At 72.0% G+C, this 20887-nt stretch carries 16 protein-coding genes; 3 read left to right on the plus strand and 13 right to left on the minus strand.

All coding sequences use genetic code 11. From position 1 onward, the window contains the following. Positions 1 to 77 precede the first annotated feature (77 nt). From ACZ55A_RS04670 to proB, 4 genes are all read right to left on the minus strand, one after another. Complete coding sequence (locus ACZ55A_RS04670; protein ID WP_468833310.1) at positions 78 to 752, minus strand: SCO2584 family spore wall biosynthesis protein; 675 nt, start codon at positions 750 to 752, stop codon at positions 78 to 80. Between the two features lie 77 nt (positions 753 to 829). Then, positions 830 to 2098 (minus strand): glutamate-5-semialdehyde dehydrogenase, encoded by a 1269-nt coding sequence (locus tag ACZ55A_RS04675; protein ID WP_468833318.1) that lies wholly within the window; start codon positions 2096 to 2098, stop codon positions 830 to 832. Between the two features lie 82 nt (positions 2099 to 2180). Then, positions 2181 to 2678, minus strand: a complete 498-nt coding sequence (locus tag ACZ55A_RS04680) for a hypothetical protein (protein ID WP_468833325.1) — start codon at positions 2676 to 2678, stop codon at positions 2181 to 2183. Between the two features lie 199 nt (positions 2679 to 2877). Continuing rightward, positions 2878 to 4014 carry a glutamate 5-kinase gene (proB, locus tag ACZ55A_RS04685; protein WP_468833331.1) on the minus strand — a complete coding sequence of 379 codons (1137 nt, stop codon included), beginning with the start codon at positions 4012 to 4014 and terminating at the stop codon, positions 2878 to 2880. Positions 4015 to 4455: 441 nt separating this feature from the next. On the opposite strand from proB, the gene ACZ55A_RS04690 reads away from it, so the two are divergent. Then, on the plus strand, positions 4456 to 6540 hold the full coding sequence (locus ACZ55A_RS04690; RefSeq protein ID WP_468833339.1) for a hypothetical protein: 2085 nt from the start codon (positions 4456 to 4458) through the stop codon (positions 6538 to 6540). 84 nt (positions 6541 to 6624) lie between these two features. On the opposite strand, the gene obgE is transcribed toward ACZ55A_RS04690, so the two are convergent. The 7 genes from obgE to ACZ55A_RS04725 form a co-directional block, all read right to left on the minus strand. Next, entirely contained in the window at positions 6625 to 8064 is a 1440-nt protein-coding gene (obgE, locus tag ACZ55A_RS04695) for a GTPase ObgE (RefSeq protein ID WP_468833344.1), read from the minus strand. 177 nt (positions 8065 to 8241) lie between these two features. After that, the gene (gene rpmA / locus ACZ55A_RS04700) at positions 8242 to 8499 is read right to left on the minus strand and encodes a 50S ribosomal protein L27 (RefSeq protein ID WP_468833352.1); all 258 of its coding nucleotides are present in this window, start codon (positions 8497 to 8499) and stop codon (positions 8242 to 8244) included. A gap of 14 nt (positions 8500 to 8513) precedes the next feature. Then, positions 8514 to 8834, minus strand: a complete 321-nt coding sequence (gene rplU / locus ACZ55A_RS04705; protein ID WP_468833359.1) for a 50S ribosomal protein L21 — start codon at positions 8832 to 8834, stop codon at positions 8514 to 8516. 235 nt (positions 8835 to 9069) lie between these two features. Further along, positions 9070 to 12879, minus strand: a complete 3810-nt coding sequence (locus tag ACZ55A_RS04710; protein ID WP_468833366.1) for an Rne/Rng family ribonuclease — start codon at positions 12877 to 12879, stop codon at positions 9070 to 9072. A 220-nt stretch (positions 12880 to 13099) separates the two neighbouring features. Then, positions 13100 to 13900, minus strand: a complete 801-nt coding sequence (locus ACZ55A_RS04715) for a TIGR03936 family radical SAM-associated protein (protein WP_468833372.1) — start codon at positions 13898 to 13900, stop codon at positions 13100 to 13102. Between the two features lie 48 nt (positions 13901 to 13948). After that, positions 13949 to 15076: a hypothetical protein gene (locus ACZ55A_RS04720; RefSeq protein WP_468833379.1), complete on the minus strand. Its 1128-nt coding sequence runs from the start codon at positions 15074 to 15076 to the stop codon at positions 13949 to 13951. A gap of 24 nt (positions 15077 to 15100) precedes the next feature. After that, positions 15101 to 15661 carry a GNAT family N-acetyltransferase gene (locus ACZ55A_RS04725; RefSeq protein WP_468833384.1) on the minus strand — a complete coding sequence of 187 codons (561 nt, stop codon included), beginning with the start codon at positions 15659 to 15661 and terminating at the stop codon, positions 15101 to 15103. 332 nt (positions 15662 to 15993) lie between these two features. Here ACZ55A_RS04725 and ACZ55A_RS04730 point away from each other — a divergent pair, with 332 nt between their 5' ends. Beyond that, positions 15994 to 16335 (plus strand): DUF4190 domain-containing protein, encoded by a 342-nt coding sequence (locus ACZ55A_RS04730; protein WP_468833389.1) that lies wholly within the window; start codon positions 15994 to 15996, stop codon positions 16333 to 16335. Positions 16336 to 16502: 167 nt separating this feature from the next. Here ACZ55A_RS04730 and ACZ55A_RS04735 read toward each other — a convergent pair whose 3' ends face one another. Continuing rightward, positions 16503 to 18452: a TIGR03960 family B12-binding radical SAM protein gene (locus ACZ55A_RS04735; RefSeq protein WP_468833395.1), complete on the minus strand. Its 1950-nt coding sequence runs from the start codon at positions 18450 to 18452 to the stop codon at positions 16503 to 16505. A gap of 76 nt (positions 18453 to 18528) precedes the next feature. Next, a complete protein-coding gene (locus ACZ55A_RS04740) occupies positions 18529 to 20205 on the minus strand; it encodes a CYTH and CHAD domain-containing protein (protein WP_468833403.1) in 1677 nt (558 codons plus the stop codon). Positions 20206 to 20403: 198 nt separating this feature from the next. Here ACZ55A_RS04740 and ACZ55A_RS04745 point away from each other — a divergent pair, with 198 nt between their 5' ends. Then, positions 20404 to 20880 (plus strand): ATP-binding protein, encoded by a 477-nt coding sequence (locus ACZ55A_RS04745; protein ID WP_468833410.1) that lies wholly within the window; start codon positions 20404 to 20406, stop codon positions 20878 to 20880. Positions 20881 to 20887: the final 7 nt, after the last annotated feature.

Genomic DNA, 20887 nt, shown 5'->3' on the forward strand with positions numbered 1-20887 from the left:
TAAACGCCGGGGCGCCGGGCAACTTCAGCGGACGGTTCCGTTTCGGGCGTCCATTTCGTGGGAACCGCGCCGCACCGTCACTGCGGTCCGGGCACCGCGGAGAACGACGGCCGCACGGGCCCCGCGGAGGGCATCGACGGCAGGCCCGGGCGGGCCGTGCGGACGCTGTCCGTACCGCCTGTGGCCGGGGCGTCCACCCCGCTGGACGTGGGCGCCGGCGCCGGGCTCTGGTTCCGCCCTGAGGCGCCCCGGTAGACGACGCTGAAGGCCAGCGCGACCAGCCCGATGCCCATCACCACGGCCAGCACCCAGGCGACCGGACGGTGCCAGCGGGTACTACTGCGATAGGGGCGCAGCGAGCCGCCATACGGGCCGTACGGACCATACGGCCGGTAATCGCCGTACTCACCGTCGTCCTCGTACCCGTCGTAGCCGTCGTCCTCGCCGTACGCGTCGTAGTCGTCGGCCGCCGGACCGCGCCGGCGGCGGCCGCGCGCGCCCGGCTCGTCCGGGTCGTCGCCGTCAGGGCCGAAGCCCGGCCCCGAGCGGGCCGCCTCGGCCTCGGCGCGCGCCTCGGCGGCGGCCAGCATCCGCTCGACCGCCGAGGGCTCATGGATCCGCGCGGACCGGACGAATTCCTCGTCGAAGACCACGGAGGCGAAGTCTTCGTCCGCTTTTCCGTGGCTCCCGTGGTGGTGCTCGTCGGGCTCTTCACCGTCCGGGAACGGCTTGCCCCCCACGTCGTCCGGCACCCGTCCAGGTTAGCCCCGGGCGGTGGGTTTGGGCAGAGAGATTCCGCAGAGAGAGCCGGAATCCCAGGGGCCGTGGTTCAGCGGGTGTGACCGTCGCCGGTGACGATGTACTTCGTGGAGGTGAGCTCCGGCAGACCCATGGGGCCACGGGCGTGCAGCTTCTGCGTCGAGATGCCGATCTCCGCGCCGAAACCGAACTGACCACCGTCGGTGAACCGGGTCGAGGCGTTCACCGCGACCGTCGTGGAATCCACCAACTGGGTGAACCGGCGGGCGGCCGCCTGCGAGGTGGTGACGATGGCCTCGGTGTGGCCGGAGGTCCAGCGGCGGATGTGCGCCACCGCCGCGTCCAGGTCGGGCACCACGGCCGCCGCGATGTCGTACGAGAGGTACTCCGTCGCCCAGTCCTCGTCCGTGGCGGGCGCCACCAGCCCGGGGCCCGCCTGCTGCCAGGCGGCGTCGCCGTGGACGACCACCCCGGCCTCGGTCAGCGCCTCCAGGGCGCGCGGCAGGAACTTCTCGGCGATCCCGGCGTGCACCAGCACCGTCTCGGCGGCGTTGCAGACGCTGGGCCGCTGCGCCTTGGAGTTGATCAGGATGTCGATCGCCATGTCGAGGTCGGCGGCCTCGTCGACGTAGACGTGGCAGTTGCCGGTACCGGTCTCGATCACCGGGACGGTGGACTCCTCGACGACCGTGCGGATCAGCGAGGCGCCGCCGCGCGGGATCAGCACATCGACCAGGCCGCGGGCGCGCATCAGCTCGCGCACCGAGTCGCGGCTCTCACCGGGCACCAGCTGCACCGCGTCGGCGGGCAGCCCGGCGCTGCGCACGGCGTCCCGCAGCACGTCCACCAGGGCGCTGTTGGACGCGTACGCGGAGGACGAGCCGCGCAGCAGGACGGCGTTGCCGGACTTCAGGCACAGGGCCGCGGCGTCCACCGTCACATTGGGCCGGGCCTCGTAGATGATCCCGATCACACCGAGCGGGACCCGGACCTGGCGCAGGTCGAGACCGTTGGGCAGGGTCGAGCCGCGCACCACCTCGCCGACCGGGTCGGGCAGCGCCACGACCTGGCGGACGTCCGCGGCGATCGCCGCGATCCGCTCCGGGGTGAGGGTGAGCCGGTCCACGATCGACTCGGCGGTGCCGGTCTCCCGTGCCTTGGCGATGTCCCGGGCATTGGCGGTGACGATCATGTCGGTCCGCTCGACCAGGGCGTCGGCGATCGCGAGCAGCGCGGCATCGCGGGCCGTCCGCGGCAGGGGTGCCAGGACGGCGGCCGCCTCGCGCGCGCGGCGGGCGGTGTCGAGGACGGGCGAGGACTGCGATGCGCTGCTGGTCATGGCCGCAGCCTATCGGGCGGACAGGCTGCGGAAACACTGGACAGCGGGCCGTCTCACAGCGCGGGACACGCCCGTCCGGCAGTCAGAAGGGGTGGACACCGACCGGTGCGGCCGGCGGCGGTCCGTACCCCTCGGCCACTCGCTGGTGGTAGGTCTCGCGGTCGATGACCTCCAGGCCGACGATCTCCCACGGCGGCAGCTTGGCCGTCGAGCGGTGCTCGCCCCACAGGCGCAGCGCGACCGCAGCGGCGTCGTGCAGGTCCCGCGCCTCCTCCCAGTAGCGGATCTCGGCGTGGTCGTTGGCGTAGCGGCTGGTCAGCAGGAAGGGGTGGTCGTGGGCGAGCTGTTCCAGCGACCTCCGGACGTCCTTGAGCGGCGCCTCGGCGCCCGAGACGCTGAGCGTGATGTGCCACAGCCGGGAGGCTTCCTGGCGCTCGCTCTCGGGTGCCTGCCGCGCCGCCCCGTTCCGCTCCGGGCCCTCGTGGTCCTGCGGCCGGCCGGTGTCCCGGCCGGTTCCGACGCTGGTCAGTGTCCGCTCCGCCGTCCCTCGGGGCAGTGCCCCTGGGCGCCCTCGTCTCACCGGCGGCCTCCTGTGATGCGCATCGCTCCGCGCTCGGGGTGCGGAGCCGATTGGTGCGGTCGTACTTCGGCGGGTGCGCTTGCGCGCTGCGGGCGCCGCTCCCCTTCGGTGCCCCGCAACAAAGTTGACCAGTCCGCGGGCTCTCGCGTGGGCGTTTTTGCCAAGGTCCTGCGGTAAAGGCAGGTCCCCGCCCCGCGCGTCAGTGGTGCAGCAGCACCAGATCGTCGCGGTGCACGACCTCGCGCTCGTACGCCGGCCCCAGCTCGCGGGCAAGATCCCGGGTCGAACGCCCCATCAAACGGGGGATTTCCCGGGCGTCGAAATTGACGAGGCCGCGGGCCACCGCACGGCCCTCGCCGTCGCGCAGCTCGACCGGGTCGCCGGCGGAGAACTCGCCCTCCACATGCGCGATACCGGCCGGCAGCAGCGAGGAGCGCCGCTCGACCACCGCCCGCACCGCCCCGTCGTCCAGGATGAGCGCGCCGCGCGGGGTGGAGGCGTGCGCGAGCCACAGCAGCCGGTCCGCGGAGCGCCGCCCGGTGCGCAGGAAGTGGGTGCCGGTCGGGGCGCCGGCCAGCGCGTCCGCGGCGTGCACCGCGGAGGTCAGGACGACGGGGATACCGGCCGCGGCCGCGATCCGGGCCGCCTCGACCTTGGTGACCATGCCGCCGGTGCCGACACCGGCCCGGCCGGCGCTGCCGATGGAGACGCCCTCCAGGTCCTTGGGCCCGCGCACCTCGGCTATCCGGGAGGTACCGGGGGTGGCCGGGTCGCCGTCGTAGAGGCCGTCCACGTCGGAGAGCAGGATCAGCAGGTCGGCACGGACGAGGTGGGCGACCAGCGCCGCCAGCCGGTCGTTGTCGCCGAAGCGGATCTCGTCGGTGGCGACCGTGTCGTTCTCGTTGACGATCGGCACCGCGCCCATGGCCAGCAGCTGGTCCAGGGTCCGGTAGGCGTTGCGGTAGTGGGCCCGGCGGCTGGTGTCGTCGGAGGTCAGCAGGACCTGGCCGACGCGGCGGCCGTAACGGGCGAAGGACGCGGTGTAACGGGCGACCAGCAGGCCCTGGCCGACGCTGGCGGCGGCCTGCTGGCGGGCCAGGTCGCGCGGCCGCTTCTCCAGGCCCAGCGGTGCCAGGCCGGCCGCGATGGCGCCGGAGGAGACCAGCACGATCTCCTTGTCCTGGTGCTTGGCCAGCACGTCCACCAGCGCGTCCACGCGGTCCGCGTCCAGCCCCCCGGCGGCCGTGGTCAGCGACGACGAGCCGACCTTCACCACGATCCGGCGGGCGTCCGCCACTTCCTGCCTTGCGCCTGTTGCGCGTGCAGCGCCTGCCATCTGTCCGTACCCCTGTGTTCCGTCCGCCGCCGTACGGAATCCGTGCTTGTCCGGTACGACGTCCCTACGGGCGCAATCTACGGCAGTGCGGCCGGTGGATGCGTGGCGATATCGCCTGGCGGACGGCCCGCGAGACGTTTGGAGCGGGCGCCGGCGGGGCCTGCGCGCGCCGAATCCGGGCGAGAATGGGGGCCGCCGGGCACCCGTGTGGTGCGTGCCACTCGGATTTTCTTAAGAGGAATGCCGAGGCCAAGAGGTTGCGTTCGATTGATCCGCTTTCGCGGTGATGAGAGCCACAGCAGATTGTCACCAAGGCCAACGAGGTCATACGGTCGGGTGTCCATCGGTCCCGTTTCGCCGCTCCGGCGGCGTCGCAGCGCGGGACCCGGCCGCCCCCCACGGCCTCCCCCCTGACCTTCTTGCTGCCAGGAGCCCTCCCCCGTGCCTTCCGCCGGAATTCCCCGCCGAGCCGTACAGCTCGCGGCCCTCCTCGCGATGATGCTCGCGTTCACCGCCCAGCTTCTCGGTGCGTTGCTGCCCGTCATCCCGCTGTTCATCGCCGCATCCGTGGTCAACCTGGGACTCGATCTGATCCTCCAGCACAAGCAGCCCGGCCTGCTTGCGGTGCTGGGCCGGATCCGCTTCGACGTCACGGTGCGCCAGTTGCTGCGCGACATGCTGATACTGGTCGGCCTGCTGCACATCGACGGCATCAACCCGCTCGAGGAGCAGGCGCCGCTCACCATCACGCTGCTGCTCTTCTACGGCACCCACTTCGTGTGCCAGGCGGTCGCCGTGCTGGTCCGCCGGACCCGCAGCCTGCCGTTCGTGACCCGCAACATCGACGCGAGCGCGCTGCGGCTGTGCGACGCCCCGCCGCGGATCCTCTCCCGCCAGACGGGCCGGCGGCTGCTGCGCTTCTCGGTGCCCACCACGGCCGGCATGATGCTCACCGCGATCACCACGGACGCCTACTGGGGCGGCATCGGTCTGGCGGTCTCCCTGACGCTGTCCGCCGGCGGCACGCTCTACCTGGGCACCTGGCTGCTGCCCAAGAAGCGCGTGGCCGGCGAGAAGCAGGCGCTGGAGTGGCTGGACAACTGGCTGGCCGCATACGAGCCGACCGTCGGCATGTACTTCTCCGGCGGCTCCTCGTCCGCCTACCAGGCCAACATGTGGCTGAGCACCCTGGCCTCCCTGGACGGCAACCCGATCATCGTGCTCCGTGAGCGCTTCATGGTGCAGAAGATCGAGGCCACCGACGTACCGATCGTCTGCATCCCCAAGGTCGCCAACCTGATGCGCCTGGAGCACTCCACGCTCAAGGTCCTGCTGCACCCGGCGAACTCCGGCAAGACCTCGCAGATCCTGCGCATCCCGTCCATCAAGCACGCCTTCACCAACCACGGCGAGAGCGACAAGCTGTCCTCCTGCAACCCGTACGCCAAGGCGTACGACGAGGTATGGGTGGCGGGCCCGGCGGCCCGTGACCGCTACCAGCTCGCCGACATCGGCGTGGAGGACAAGGACGTCATCGAGGTCGGCCGCCCCCAGCTGGCCCCGATCCGGCCGTACGCGGGCGCGCCGGCCGGCCGGCTGACCACCGTGCTGTACGCCCCGACCTGGGAGGGCTGGGACGGCAACCCGGGCAACACCTCGGTGATCCTGGCCGGTGAGAACATCGTCCGCGAGCTGCTCGCCGACGACAACGTCCGGCTGCTGTACAAGCCGCACCCGATGACGGGCTCCGTCGACCCGCTGGCGGGCGCCGCCAACGCCCGCATCCAGGCGATGATCACGGAGGCCAACGGCCGGCGCAGCGGTGCCCGGCCGGGCCCGGAGGCCGCCGCCGAACTGGCCCGCCGCGCCGAGGAGCTGAACGCGCTGACCACCTCCGCGTTCCGCAAGAGCGCGGACGAACTGGAGCGGATGCGGCTCCAGGGCACCCCGGAGGAGGGCCGCGCGGCCGCCGTCGAGGCCGCCAACGGCGCCTGGGAGGAGGCGTACTGGAACTCCTTCCCCGAGTGGGAGCACCAGATCATCACCACCGCCCGCCCCGGCATCTTCAGCTGCTTCAACCAGGCGGACGTGCTGATCAGCGATGTCTCCAGCGTCGTCTCCGACTACCTGTCCAGCGAGAAGCCCTACGCGGTCGCCAACACCTCGGGGATGACCGAGGACGACTTCCGGGCGAACTTCCCGACCGTACGGGCGGCGACGATCCTCACGCCCGAGGCGGACGGGGTGGCCGGTCTGCTCGACGCGGTCCGCAACCCGGAGAAGGACACCCTGGCGGCGGCGCGGGCCGAGCTCAAGGAGCACCTGCTGGGCCCGTCGGACCCGCCGTCGTCGGTGCGCTTCAACCAGGCCGCGCTGAATCTGTGCGCCAAGGCCGACGAGCGCCGCATCCGGATGGAGAACCGGCTCTCCGGTATCCCCGGGCAGCGCTCACAGGAGGACGTGGACGCCTCCGAGACGGCCGAACACACGGGCAACGGCGCCTCGGACCCGGCAGCCGCCGTCTAGCCCGCAGCGCGCCGCCTGTGACCGCGGAAGGCCCCCGGGAGGTTTCTCCCGGGGGCCTTCCCCTGTCCGAACTGCCCGCGGGCGTCACCCCAGCGGGTCGAAGCCCCGGTACTCCTGCTCCGCCTCGTCCCGCTCCGCCTGCCGGTCGCGGCGGCGCTGGGTGGCGGGCCGGGGAGCCTCGAAGCGATGGTCCTCACCGCGGCGGCCGAGCATCTCCGCACCGGCCGACATGGTGGGCTCCCAGTCGAAGACCACGGCGTTGTCCTCGGGACCGATCGCGACCCCGTCCATGGCCCGGGCGCCCGCCTTGAGCAGCGCGTCCTCGACGCCGAGGCGGCTGAGCCGGTCGGCGAGGTAGCCCACGGCCTCGTCGTTGCTGAAGTCGGTCTGGCGGACCCAGCGTTCGGGCTTCTCGCCGCGTACCCGGAAGAAGCCCTCGCCCTCCTGGGAGACCGTGAAGCCGGCGTCGTCCACCGCCTTGGGCCGGATGACGATACGGGTGGCCTCCTGGACCGGCTTGGCCGCCCGGGCCTTGGCGACGATGTCCGCGAGGGCGTACGAGAGCTCCTTGAGGCCCTGGTGGGCGACCGCGGAGACCTCGAAGACGCGGTAGCCGCGCTCCTCCAGGTCGGGCCGGATCATCTCGGCCAGGTCCTTGCCGTCGGGGATGTCGGTCTTGTTCAGGACGACCACCCGCGGCCGGTCCTCCAGGCCGCCGTACTGGGCCAGCTCCTCCTCGATGGTGTCGAGGTCGGAGACCGGGTCCCGGTGCGACTCCAGGGTCGCGGTGTCCAGGACGTGCACCAGCACCTCGCAGCGCTCGACATGGCGCAGGAACTCCAGGCCCAGGCCCTTGCCCTGGCTGGCGCCCGGGATCAGACCGGGCACGTCCGCGATGGTGTAGACGGTCGAACCGGCCGTCACCACACCGAGGTTGGGCACCAGCGTCGTGAACGGGTAGTCGGCGATCTTCGGCTTGGCGGCGGAGAGCACCGAGATCAGAGAGGACTTGCCGGCGCTCGGGTAGCCGACCAGCGCGACATCCGCGACGGTCTTGAGCTCCAGCACGATGTCCCGGGCCTCACCCGGCTCGCCGAGCAGCGCGAAACCGGGGGCCTTGCGGCGCGCGGAGGCGAGCGCGGCGTTGCCCAGGCCGCCACGGCCGCCCTGCCCGGCGACGAAGGTCGTGCCCTGGCCCACCAGGTCGGCCAGGACCTCGCCGTTCCTGTCGAGCACGACCGTGCCGTCCGGCACCGGCAGGACCAGGTCCTTGCCGTTCTTGCCCTCGCGGTTGTCACCGGCGCCGGGCTGGCCGTTGGTGGCCTTGCGGTGCGGGTGGTGGTGGTAGTCGATGAGGGTGGTGACGTCCTGGTCGACGACCAGGATCACATCGCCGCCACGGCCGCCGTTGCCGCCGTCCGGGCCGCCGAGCGGCTTGAACTTCTCCCGGTGTACGGAGGCACAGCCGTGGCCTCCGTTACCCGCGGCGACGTGCAGTTCGACGCGGTCCACGAAGGTGGTCATGGTGGGGTGCCTCCAGATAAGCGGGGTGGTCTGCGCACTACGGGGAGTACGGCAGGAAGTACTGCGGGGTTGTCTCTGTCGTAACACGCCAAGGGCGGACCGGCCTTCCCGCTCTCGCGAGAAAAGGCGGTCCGCCCCTAGGTGGTGCTGTGCAGCGTGCTTGCGTACCGGCCGGAATTACTCGGCGACCGGGACGATGTTCACGACCTTGCGGCCACGGTGGGTGCCGAACTGCACCGCGCCGGCCTCAAGGGCGAACAGGGTGTCGTCGCCGCCGCGGCCGACGCCCGAGCCCGGGTGGAAGTGAGTGCCACGCTGGCGGACCAGGATCTCACCGGCGAGGACGGCCTGACCGCCGAAGCGCTTCACGCCGAGCCGCTGAGCGTTGGAGTCGCGACCGTTCCGGGTGGACGATGCGCCCTTCTTGTGTGCCATGTCTCCTCAGTCCCTTACTTCGCCGGAGCGTCGATGCCGGTGATCTTCAGCGCCGTGTGGAGCTGGCGGTGGCCGATCCGCTTCTTGTAACCGGTCTTGTTCTTGTACTTCTGGATCCGGATCTTGTCGCCCTTGTGGTGGTCCACAACCTCACCGTGGACCTTCACGCCGGCCAGGACCCACGGGTCGCTGGTGACCGAGTCGCCGTCGACGACCAGCAGCGTGGAGAGCTCGACGGTGTCGCCGACCTTGCTGGTGGAAATGCGGTCAACCTCGATGACGTCGCCAACAGCAACCTTCTGCTGGCGCCCGCCGGTGCGCACGATCGCGTACACGCGGAACTCTCTTTCGCTAGAAACGGATCCTCTGATGCCAGCCGCTCACACGGGCTCGGGATAGGGCCCGTGGAATCCGAGTGGACGAGCGGCCTCCCTCGGCGGACCGAGAGGTAGTTGCTCAGGGGGTGTGGTGTCCCAGACTTCTCAGACACCGACGGTCAAGGTTACGGGGCCTTGACCAGGGGGTCAAACCGGCCCCGGACCACGGACGGTCCGGGGCGCGGTCTGCTGCTCAGTCCTCCGCGGAGGAGGAGACCGACGCGACCGAGACCTGCTCGGCGGCCGCGGTCTTCTTGGCCGCCTGCGTCGTCTTCTTCGTGGCGGCCTTCTTCGCGGTGGTCTTCTTCGCCGTGGCCTTCTTGGCGGTGGTGGTCTTCTTCGCCGCCGCCTTCTTGACCGTGGTCTTCTTCGCCGCGGTCTTCTTGGCGGCGGCCTTCTTCGCCGTCGCCTTCTTCGCGGCCTTCTTGGCCACCGGCGCCTCCTCGGCCGCCGCGGCGCCCTCGACGGGCTCCGTGACCTCGGCCGGCGCGGCCTCGGCAACGGGCTCCGCCGTCGCCGCGATGACGACCGTCGCCGCGGTGTCGTCGGCCTCGGGCGAGCCCGCCGGAGCGGTCACCTTACGGGTCACCCGACGGCGCGGACGGGCCGGCGCGGGCTCCGCGGCCGGCGCCTCGGCGGCCGGCGCCACTGCCGGCTCGGGCTCCGGCACGGCCACCGGCTCCGGCTCGGCCGGCACCACGATCGCGGCAGGCTCCTCCGCGGCCTTGGGGGCGCCCGCCGGGGCGGACACCTTCCGGCTCACCCGGCGGCGGCCACGGCCACGTCCGGCGGCGGCCTCGGCCTCGGCCGGGCTGCTGAACCACTCGTCGGCCTCGGCCACCGCGGGCTGCAACTCGGCCTCCGTCACGGCGACCGGCTCCAGCTCGGGCTCGCCGCCGTCCGGGGTCGGCTCGGCCGCCTCGACCTCGTGGACGTGCGGCTCGGCGGGTGCCGCCTTGCCCTTCTTCTTGCGCTTGCCGCCACCGCCGGCCGTCGTCGGCTGATCCATGTGGACGATCACGCCACGGCCGTTGCAGTGCACACAGCCCTCGGAGAAGGACTCCAGCAGGCCCTGGCCGACCCGCTTACGGGTCATCTGGACCAGACCGAGCGAGGTGACCTCGGCCACCTGGTGCTTCGTACGGTCCCGGCCCAGGCACTCCAGCAGCCGCCGCAGCACCAGGTCCCGGTTGGACTCCAGCACCATGTCGATGAAGTCGATCACGATGATGCCGCCGAGGTCGCGCAGCCGCAGCTGGCGCACGATCTCCTCGGCCGCCTCCAGGTTGTTCCTGGTGACCGTCTCCTCCAGGTTGCCGCCCTGGCCGGTGAACTTGCCGGTGTTGACGTCGACCACGACCATCGCCTCGGTCCGGTCGATCACCAGCGAACCGCCGCTGGGCAGCCAGACCTTGCGGTCCAGCGCCTTCATCAGCTGCTCGTCGATGCGGTACGTCGCGAAGACGTCGACGTCCGAGGTCCACTTCTGCAACCGGTCGGTGAGGTCCGGTGCGACATGTGCGACATAGCCGTGGATGGTCTCCCAGGCGTCGTCACCGCTGACGATGACCTTGGAGAAGTCCTCGTTGAAGATGTCGCGGACGACCCGGACGGTCATGTCCGGCTCGCCGTAGAGCAGGGACGGGGAGCTCGTCGAGGAGGCCTTGGCCTTCTTCTGGATCTCTTCCCACTGGGCCTGGAGCCGTTGGACGTCGCGGGCCAGCTCCTCCTCGCTCGCGCCCTCCGCGGCCGTACGGACGATGACGCCCGCGTCCTCGGGGACGATCTTCTTGAGGATCTGCTTCAGCCGCGCCCGCTCGGTGTCCGGGAGCTTGCGGCTGATACCGGTCATCGAGCCCTCGGGCACATAGACCAGGTAGCGGCCGGGCAGCGAGACCTGGCTGGTCAGGCGGGCGCCCTTGTGGCCGATCGGGTCCTTGGTGACCTGCACCAGCACCGACTGGCCGGACTTCAGCGCGGTCTCGATCCGGCGCGGGCCGTTGGCCATGCCCAGCGCCTCGAAGTTGACCTCACCGGCATACAGCACGGCGTTGCGGCCCTTGCCGATGTCGACGAAGGCGGCCTCCATCGACGGCAGGACGTTCTGCACCTTGCCGAGGTAGACATTGCCGACGTACGAGGTCGCCTGCTCCTTGTTGACGAAGTGCTCCACGAGCACGTTGTCCTCAAGGACGCCGATCTGGGTGCGCTCGCCGCTCTGGCGGACGACCATCACCCGCTCGACGGCCTCACGGCGGGCCAGGAACTCCGCCTCGGTGATGATCGGCACCCGGCGACGGCCCTGCTCGCGCCCCTCGCGGCGGCGCTGCTTCTTGGCCTCCAGACGCGTCGACCCCTTGATCGACTGCACCTCGTCGGCGCCGGTGGACTCGTCCTTCTTGCGCGGCTCGCGGACCTTGACGACCGTACGCTCCGGGTCGTCCTGCCCGGCCTCGACCTCGGCGGCGTCCCCGCTGCGACGGCGGCGGCGACGGCGACGACGGCTGCTGCTGGAACCGCCGCCCGCCTGCTCCTCGGCCTCCTCCTCGGACTCCGCCTCCTCGGCGGCGTGCTCCTCGCCCTCCTCGGGCTCCGCCTCACCGGCGGCCTCCTCGGCCGTACGGGTCTCGGCGGGCTGCTCCTCGGCGCCCTCGGCGGCCTCACCACGGCGACGGCGGCGGCCACCGCGGCGGCGACGGCGCGAGGGGCGCTCGGACTCGTCCTCGGCCTGGCCGGTCTCACCCGGCTCGGTCTCGGGCTCGGCGGCCTCGGCGGCCTCCGGCTCCTCGGTGACGGCGGCGGTGACCTGCTCGGGCTCGGCCGCGGCGCCACGACGGCGACGACGGCGGGGACCCGCGGGCGGCTCCTCGGCCACCTGCTCGGTGGTCTCCTCCTGGCGGGCCGCGGCGTGGGCGGCGGCCGCGGTCTCCGGGGTCTGGAACATCGGCTCGGTGAAGACCGGCGCCTGGAAGACGGCGGTCGGCGGGCGCTGCGCCCGGCGGCGGCCGCGCACCGGCGCCTCCTTCACGGGCTCCTCCTCGGCCCGCGGCGCCTCGGCGACCGGCTCGGCGGCACGCTCGGCACGGCGGCGCGTCCGGCGGGCGGGCGCCTCGGGCTCGCTCACGGGCGCGGCCTCGGCGGCCGGGGCCGCTGCGGCCTCCTCGGTGGCCTCCGCGGCGGCCTTGGGCGCACCGGCGGGGGCGGTGGCCTTACGGGTGGCACGGCGGCGCGTACGGGCCGGCTTGGCCTCCTCGGCGGCCACGGGGGCAGCCTCCTCCGCGGCGACCGGCGCAGCCTCTTCCACCACAGGGGCAGCCTTCTCGGCGGCAGCCGGGGCGGCCTCCTCGGCGCTCACCTGCGGCGAGCCGGCCGGAGCGGTGGCCTTACGGGTGGAGCGGCGACGCGTACGGGCAGGCTTGGCCTCCTCGGAGGCCACAGGGGCAGCCTCCTCCGCGGCGACCGGCGCAGCCTCTTCCACCACAGGGGCAGCCTCCTCGGCGGCAGCCGGGGCGGCCTCCTCGGCGGCGCTCATCTGAGGGGAGCCGACCGGAGCGGTGGCCTTACGCGTCGCGCGGCGACGCGTACGGCGCGGCGCGACCTCCTCGGCCTGCGGCGCCTCGGCGGGCACCTCGGCAGCGGCAGCGGGCTCCTCGGCGACGGCCGGGGTCTCGGCCGGCTCGTCGGCGGCCGGCTGCGGGGCTCCGGCGGGGGCGGTGACCTTACGCGTCGCGCGGCGACGCGTACGGGCCGGCTTGGCCGCGTCCCCGGTGGTGACCGACGAGCCGCCGGTCTCCTCGGGGGCGGGCGGATCGGCCACCGGCGCGGCGGTCTCGGCACTCAGCACCGCTGTCTCGGCGGCGCCACCGGTGGTCGGCGGACCGGCCGGCCGGGACGCCGCGCGGCGCCGGCGGCGCGGCGGCAGCGTGTCGCTGGGTGAGTGATTTTCCTCGGTACCACGGTCCGCGGGCGGCGTGGATTCAGTGGGCTCAATGGGCTCGAGCATGCGGGCGGTTCTCCCGTCACGCCCCCGGGCGCCGCGCCTGATTCCGGCTGCGGTCCGCGTGATGAGCGCGGGCCCGCTGTCCGGGGCGTGGGCGCCGCACGGGAGCTGTCGTCTCGCTCGCCGGGCCCCGTAGGGCGGGGACCGGCGAAAGTCTCCTGGTCAGTGCGTCTGCCGGGCCTGGGTGGCTCCCTGGCTGATCGGCGACGCGACGACGGCGGCCCTACGCAGTACCTTCCCCAGTTGCCGGGGAGGCCCCACTCGGCGCCTTCGCGGCACTCAGCCCGGCGGCCGTGGGTGGGGCGGCCGTGGCAGCGTCGCGGTCGGGCGCTAGCGGGTCAGTCACCGCGCCGGTCTCCTCATCGAGCAGCCCCTGCGCCAGCCTGGTCACCGCAGCGGGGACCGGCGGCGCCAGGTCGGCCGTAGCTCGGAGGCCGGACAGGACGTCGTCGGGTCGAACGGCGGGTGTCACATGCCGAACAACCAGCCGCAGTATCGCACAGGCATTGCCGTCAGGCCTATCGCCCTCGCGGCCGGCGGCCTCCAGACGCGCCACCGCGGCCCTTGCGTCGAAGGTCCGGATGCCGTTCTTCGTCCGCCGCTCGACCAGCACCTCGTCGGCCGCGAGGAACGCCTCAACGGCGCGCGCGGCCTCCTCGGCCTCGACCCCGTCGAGCCGGATCTCCCACACCGAGGCCTGCAACCGGTCGGCCAGTCCGCTCGTGTGTGCCTCGACGGAGTCGATCACATCGAGCCCGGCCGGCAGCGACTCGTCGAGCAGTTCGCGAAGCTTGTCCGGATCACGGCGCTCGGCGAGCTGGATCTCCAGGTACTCGGCCTCGCTGCCCGTACCGGTCGGGGCGGCGTTGGCGTACGACACCTTGGGGTGCGGGGTGAAACCCGCCGAGTAGGCCATGGGGACCTCGGCGCGGCGCAGCGCCCGCTCGAAAGCGCGCTGGAAGTCGCGGTGGCTGGTGAACCGGAGGCGGCCGCGCTTGGTGTAGCGCAGTCGGATGCGCTGCACCGCCGGTGCGGGCGGCGGGCCTTCGGGCTGTCGCTTGCCCAGTGTCGTTCAGTCCTTCGTGAGTGCGGTCGTACTGCTACCAAGAGTACGTGCCGCGCGGGCCCCGGGTTCCCGGCGGGGCGACGCCGCCTCGGTCCGCCGCTGCGGTGCGGGGGCGCCGAACAGGGCGCGCCGGATCTCCCTGCGGGTCTGCCGCACGGTCTCGCGGGCGCTGCGCAGCGCCCGCCGGACCGGCCGCCAGACACCGTCCCTGAGGACATGGCCCACCGGCGTGAGCACATGGCGGTACACCCAGCGCAGCGGCTCGACGAAGAGCCGGCGCAGCACCGTCCCCAGGAACCGGCCGACGGCCCGCGAGACCATCCCAGCGATCCGACAGCAGTGCCCGATCGCGTCCCCGACCTCGCGGACGACCACCGTCACCACGACGGCCAGCGCCCTGCCGACCGGCGCGAGGACGTACTGCCACAGGGCGACGGCCGGCACCACCACAATCCACCGGACGAGTGCGGCCAGCACCGCGGCGACACCCCTCGCCACCCAGGCGATCCCCCGCCCGAGCGGCGCCAGCACATACGTGTACAGCCACTGAGCCGGCGCCACGATCAGCCACCGCACCAACCACCCCAGCACCGCACCCAACCCCCGCGCCAGCCACACCACCCCGGCACCCAGCCCCCGCATTACCCACGCAATCCCCCGCCCCACCGGCGCGAGCACATACGTGTACAGCCACTGAGCCGGCACCACCACCAACCACCGCACCAACCACCCCAGCACCGCACCCACCCCGCGGACCAGCCACACCACCCCGGCACCCAGCCCCCGCACCACCCAGCCGATCCCCCGCCCCACCGGCACCAGCACCTGGCGCCACAGCCACACCAGCGGCGCGACGATCAGCGTCCGCCAGGCCCAGCCGAGCGGGATCACCACGAGGGTGCGCCAGGCCCATGCCACGGGCCGTACGACGAGGGTGCGCCACAGCCAGGCCAGACCTCGGCCCAGTGGGCGCAGCACGGTCCGGTCGACGGCCCTGGCGGCGACGACCAGGGCGTCCCAGACCAGACGTACCGGTACCACGAGGACCAACACCACGATCCGCACCGGAAGGCGGACCACCGTGGTGACACAGCCCTCGCCGGGCTCATGGCGTGCATAACGGTCCGGTTCCATACGGCTCCCCCTGCCGTCGGTGCCTCAGATGTGCTCGTCGGCCTGCTGTCGCCGGGCGTGGATCCAGTAGCGCAGCTTCTCGTCCCGCTGGTCCTCGAACACCCCGCCGCAGGCCTCGATGACCCTACGCGACCCGGCGTTTGTGTCATCACAGGTCACCAGCACCGGATCGAGGGCCAGTTCCTGATGGGCATACGGGAGCGCGGCGCGCAGCATCGCGGTGGCATGCCCGCGGCGGCGGGCGGAGGGCCGTACCGCGTAGCCGATGTGGCCGCCGTAGGCGAGGAGGCTGCCGGTCAGACGGTGCCGAAGGGCGATCCGCCCCAGATAGGTCTCCCCCTCCACCCACCACAGCGTGGTCACGGGCACCGCACCATCGGCCCGTTCGTCGTACGAGGTGCCGCCGATCATGCCGACATACTCGGCGAAGCCGTCGACGGACGCCCAGCGGGCGCGCCAAGTCCTCAGCTCACGCCCCAGGTTGGAGTGCGGGGACCGGTCCGCACCCTCGGCGCGGAATTCGTCCATCGCGTCGAGAAAGGAGGCATGGACGTCGACGGTGGGGGCGATCAACTGCGGTGACATCGCCTCATTGTGCGGGGAAACGCGACGCCCCGGCGCCGCGGGGTGCGGACACCGGGCCGAAAGCGCTTACGGAAGGGGCTATTCGACGACCGTCAGCGGGGTGTCTCGAACCGCACCCACAGGTGACCAACCCTACTGACACACACCAGACACAACCTCGACCGGGCAGCGGTCCCCCACCGACAAGAGGCAACGCGAACCGGCTGACATCAAACTGCTCACGCGATCAAGTTGCACGCCCGGTACGCCCGAGAGACCGTCGTAAGAGCGCATATCCGTCCGTTTGCAGCAGCGGGAGGGGCGGACAAGGCACCACGGAAAAGGGGAGCGCCATGAGCACCCAGCAGCCCCAGGATCCTCAGAACTGGTCTCCTCAGCAGCAGTACCCGCCGGGCCAGTATTCTCCGTATCCGCAATACCAGCCACAGCCAACGAGCGGTAAAGCTGTGGCTTCCATGGTTACCGGAATCGCGTCTCTCATCATTCCTTTCATAGGAATCGTGACGGGACCCCTGGCAATTATCTTGGCCAACAGAGCGCGCAGCGAGATACGGCGCACCGGACACAAGGGCGATGGCCTGGCCATAACCGGGCTGGTGACCGGCATCATCGGCTGCGTCGGCTACGCAATCTTCGTGGTGCTCCTCATCATCGGCGCAGCAACTGGACCGTGACGAGGGGACACAGAACCAAGAGAGTGAGGATGCTTCGGCCTTCTTGCCGTGTCCCGCCCTAGCCCTGGCTATCTGCTCTGTGCGCCGAGGCCCTGGGGACGGCAGCGCCTCTCTTCCTCGCCGCCGTCCCCAGGGCCTCTACGATGCGCCGCAACGCCTCGCTCAGGTCAGCCCGCGTTCGAACTGGCCGCAGGCTTGTTCACCGTCAGCGGCAGCAGCTTCTTGCCCGTGGGGCCGATCTGGATCTCGGTGTCCATCTGGGGGCAGACGCCGCAGTCGAAGCACGGGGTCCAGCGGCAGTCGTCGACCTCGGTCTCGTCGAGGGCGTCCTGCCAGTCCTCCCAGAGCCAGTCCTTGTCGAGACCGGAGTCCAGGTGGTCCCAGGGCAGGACCTCCTCGTACTCCCGCTCACGGGTGGTGTACCAGGCGACGTCCACGCCGAACTCCGGCAGCGCCTTCTCCGCGGCCCGCATCCAGCGGTCGTAGGAGAAGTGCTCGCGCCAGCCGTCGAAGCGGCCGCCGTCCTCGTAGACGGCGCGGATGACCGCACCGATGCGGCGGTCACCGCGCGAGAGCAGGCCCTCGACGATGCCGGGCTTGCCGTCGTGGTAGCGGAAGCCGATGGAGCGGCCGTACTTCTTGTCGCCGCGGATCTTGTCGCGGAGCTTTTCGAGCCGGGCGTCGGTCTCCTCGGCGGAGAGCTGCGGGGCCCACTGGAAGGGGGTGTGCGGCTTGGGGACGAAGCCGCCGATGGAGACCGTGCAGCGGATGTCGTTGGACCTGGAGACCTCGCGGCCCTTGGCGATGACCTTGGTCGCCATGTCGGCGATCTGGAGCACGTCGTCGTCGGTCTCGGTGGGCAGACCGCACATGAAGTACAGCTTCACCTGGCGCCAGCCGTTGCCGTAGGCGGTGGCGACGGTCCGGATCAGGTCCTCTTCGGAGACCATCTTGTTGATGACCTTGCGGATCCGCTCCGAGCCGCCCTCGGGCGCGAAGGTCAGACCCGAGCGACGGCCGTTGCGCGTCAGCTCGTTGGCGAGGTCGATGTTGAAGGCGTCGACGCGGGTGGAGGGCAGCGAGAGGCCGATCTTGTCTTCCTCGTACCGGTCGGCGAGGCCCTTGGCGATGTCGCCGATCTCGGTGTGGTCCGCGGAGGACAGCGACAGCAGGCCGACCTCCTCGAATCCCGTGGCCTTCAGGCCCTTGTCGACCATCTCGCCGATGCCGGTGATGCTTCGCTCCCGAACGGGACGCGTGATCATGCCGGCCTGGCAGAAACGGCAGCCGCGGGTGCAGCCACGGAAGATCTCGACCGACATCCGCTCATGGACGGTCTCGGCCAGGGGGACGAGCGGCTGCTTGGGGTAGGGCCACTCGTCGAGGTCCATGACGGTGTGCTTGGAGACCCGCCACGGGACGCCGGAGCGGTTGGGCACGACGCGGGAGATCCGGCCGTCGGCCAGGTACTCGACGTCGTAGAACTTGGGGACGTAGACGCTGCCGGTCCTGGCGAGGCGGAAGAGGAGCTCGTCGCGCCCGCCGGGGCGGCCCTCGTTCTTCCAGGCGCGGATGATCTCGGAGATCTCCAGCACCGCCTGCTCGCCGTCGCCGACCACCGCGCAGTCCAGGAAGTCCGCGATCGGCTCGGGGTTGAAGGCGGCATGGCCGCCGGCGAGGATCAGCGGGTGCTCGTCGGTGCGGTCCTTGGACTCCAGCGGGATGCCGGAGAGGTCCAGGGCGGTGAGCAGGTTGGTGTAGCCGAGCTCGGTGGAGAAGGAGACGCCGAGCACGTCGAAGGCGCTGACCGGGCGGTGCCCGTCGACCGTGAACTGCGGGACGTGGTGCTCGCGCATCAGCGCTTCGAGGTCCGGCCACACGCTGTACGTACGCTCGGCGAGCACGCCCTCCTGCTCGTTGAGGACCTCGTAGAGGATCATGACGCCCTGGTTGGGCAGACCGACCTCGTACGCGTCCGGGTACATGAGCGCCCAGCGCACATCGCAGCTCTCCCAGGGCTTGACCGTGGAATTGAGCTCTCCACCGACGTACTGGATGGGCTTCTGCACATGCGGGAGCAGGGCCTCGAGCTGTGGGAAGACCGACTCGGCAGACATCTCGAACCTTCGTGAGCTGGCAGGGGCGACTCTCAAGCGTAACCCGGCCGGAACCGCCCCTTGTACGGCGAACGGATCACCTGCGCAGGGCGGCCCGCAGCCTGGCCCGTGAGGCCTTCTTCCACACCGCGGGCAGCTCCCGCTCCCGGTCGGCCGCCAGGGCCTCCTCACGGCCGTGGAGGAGGCCGTAGGTGAAGCCGGCCTCACCGGCCTGCTGGGCCTGGGTCGCCAGCTCGCGCAGGGCGCCACGGGCCACCACGCTGTCCTGGTGGTCGCCCAGCAGCTGCTGCACCCGCTTGGTGCGCTTGGCGAACTTCTTCGCCGGGCGGCCGAGCGCCGGACGGGCCGCCTCCGCCGCGTAACGGGTCCGCTTGGCCGCCTTGCGGGCGCCGTGCAGCGCCTCGTCCCGCCGCTGCCCGACGGGCGCGTCCAGCGCGGCCTCCACCCGGCGGGCCAGCCGCCGGTAGTCCTTCAGCACGGCCCGGGCCACCACGTCGGACGCCGGGCGGGCGGCGGCCGGGAGCAGCGGCGGCGCTTCCAGGAAGGCGTGCAGGGTCTTCAGCAGCGCGAGGTAGCGGTCGCCGTCCAGTACTTCGATCACCTGGCTCCGTGAACCCGCCCGGCGCCGCTGTGACCAGGTGTGCAGCCGGGCCGCCACCGGGCCGAGGCAGAGCGGCACGGGCACCCCGGCCAGCGCCTGCTGGAACCGTTCGGTCAGTACCTCACGGTCCCGGTCCACCCCCAACTCCGCCGCCAGCCACTTGAGTTCGACGCCGATCTGCTCGGTGACGGAGCGGTCGAGGACCTTGGTGTACGAACGGAAGGCGCTGCGCAGCCGGCGGGTGGCGACCCGCATCTGGTGTACCGAGTCGGGCAGATCGCGCCGTACCGCCGGATCGAGTTCGATGATCACGCGGATCTGCTCGCGGACATAGCGCAGGACGACATCACCGGCGGTGCGCCCCTGCTTGCCGGACCCCTTGGACGCCCCGGACTTCTTGGACGCCCCGGACTTCTTGGTCTTCCCCGAACCCTTGGGCCTCGCTGACCCCTTGGCCTTCCCGGCCCCGTCGGCGTCGCGCTTCCCCGCCGGCCCGGCGTCCGCCCGTCCCGTCTCCACCAGCGCCCGGGCCAGCTTCGAGGCCGCCGCCGCGGGGCGCGCGCCCGCCGTGGCCAGCGCCCGGCCGATCTCGTCCAGCAGTGCGGTGTCCCCGCCGCCGTCCCCGGCCAGCTCCACCTCGATCTCGCGCCACCGCGCCTCGCCGGGCCCCGTCCCGGGCGCCCCGGCCTTCGCCCGCTGCGCCGCCCCGACCTCGTCGGCCCGCCGCGCCCACACCTCGTCCACCGCCACCTCCGCCAGCGGCGCCCCCTCGGCGTCCTGGAGCACCCGGACCGCGCGCCGGGTGCTCAGCCGTATGACGGGGACCAGCTCCCGGTCCAGCACCCGGGACCGTACGAGCGTGGTCAGCTCGGCGGGCGGGGTGCCGGACAGCGGCGCCCGCACCTCATCGCGCACTCCGGGTCCGACCGGCAGCTTCAGATGCCAGCCGGCGTCCTTGCCGCCGGTGCGCCGGCGCAGGGTGATGCCGTCCGCGGCGAGGCGCTGGTCGGCGGTGTCGTAATAGAGGGCGTCCAGGGCCTCGACGCCCTGTTCCACCACGGTCGCGACCCGGTCGATACCGGCCAGGTCGGGCAGCTGTGTGTCGTCGTCGGCCTCGTACTTCCGCTCGATCTCCCGCACGGTGTCCGCCATGTCTCGAATCTAGTCAGCGGCTCCGGCGAGGACCACCCTTCGCGCCCGGCCCTCCGCGGGACTCCGTCATCCGGAAGAGCGGTGGCATTCGCCACGCAAGGTGGCTTACGGTGTGTCACGAAGCGTCCACGCAGAGTGGCGAACCGCTCACGGCGTGGCACATGGCGCTCACTCGACCCTTCGGGGAGGGAGACCCCCGTGCACCCGCACACCGCATCCGTCGCCCGCAAGCCGATCCATGTCTCGACGGGCGCCCGCCCGTTCCTGCTGGCGGCGCCGAGCAGACCCACCACCCCGAAGGTCGCCCGCGACTTCGTACGGGCCGTACTGCTGCGCACTCCGCTCACCCCGCTGCTGGACACCGCGGTGCTGCTCGCCTCGGAGGCGGTGACCCGCTCGCATCTGCGGACCCCGCGCTCGGCGGAGCTCCTGCTGTGGATCCTGACGGCCGGGCACGGGCTGCGGATCAGCGTGCACGACGAGGGACCGGCCCGCCTCCCGGCGCAGACCGCCGCGGCCCCGGACGGGACGCCGGATGCGCCGGTGGCCGATGAGCCGGAGACCGGTCGCGGTCTGCTGCTCATCGGCCACCTCGCCGACGACTGGGGCACCGCGCCCCTGGCGGGCGCCCCGCGGTCCCCCTCGCTGTGGTTCGAGCTGTACGCGGAGCGCTGACGCGGCG

It is taken from the genome of Streptomyces sp. NPDC034111, assembly GCF_055575375.1.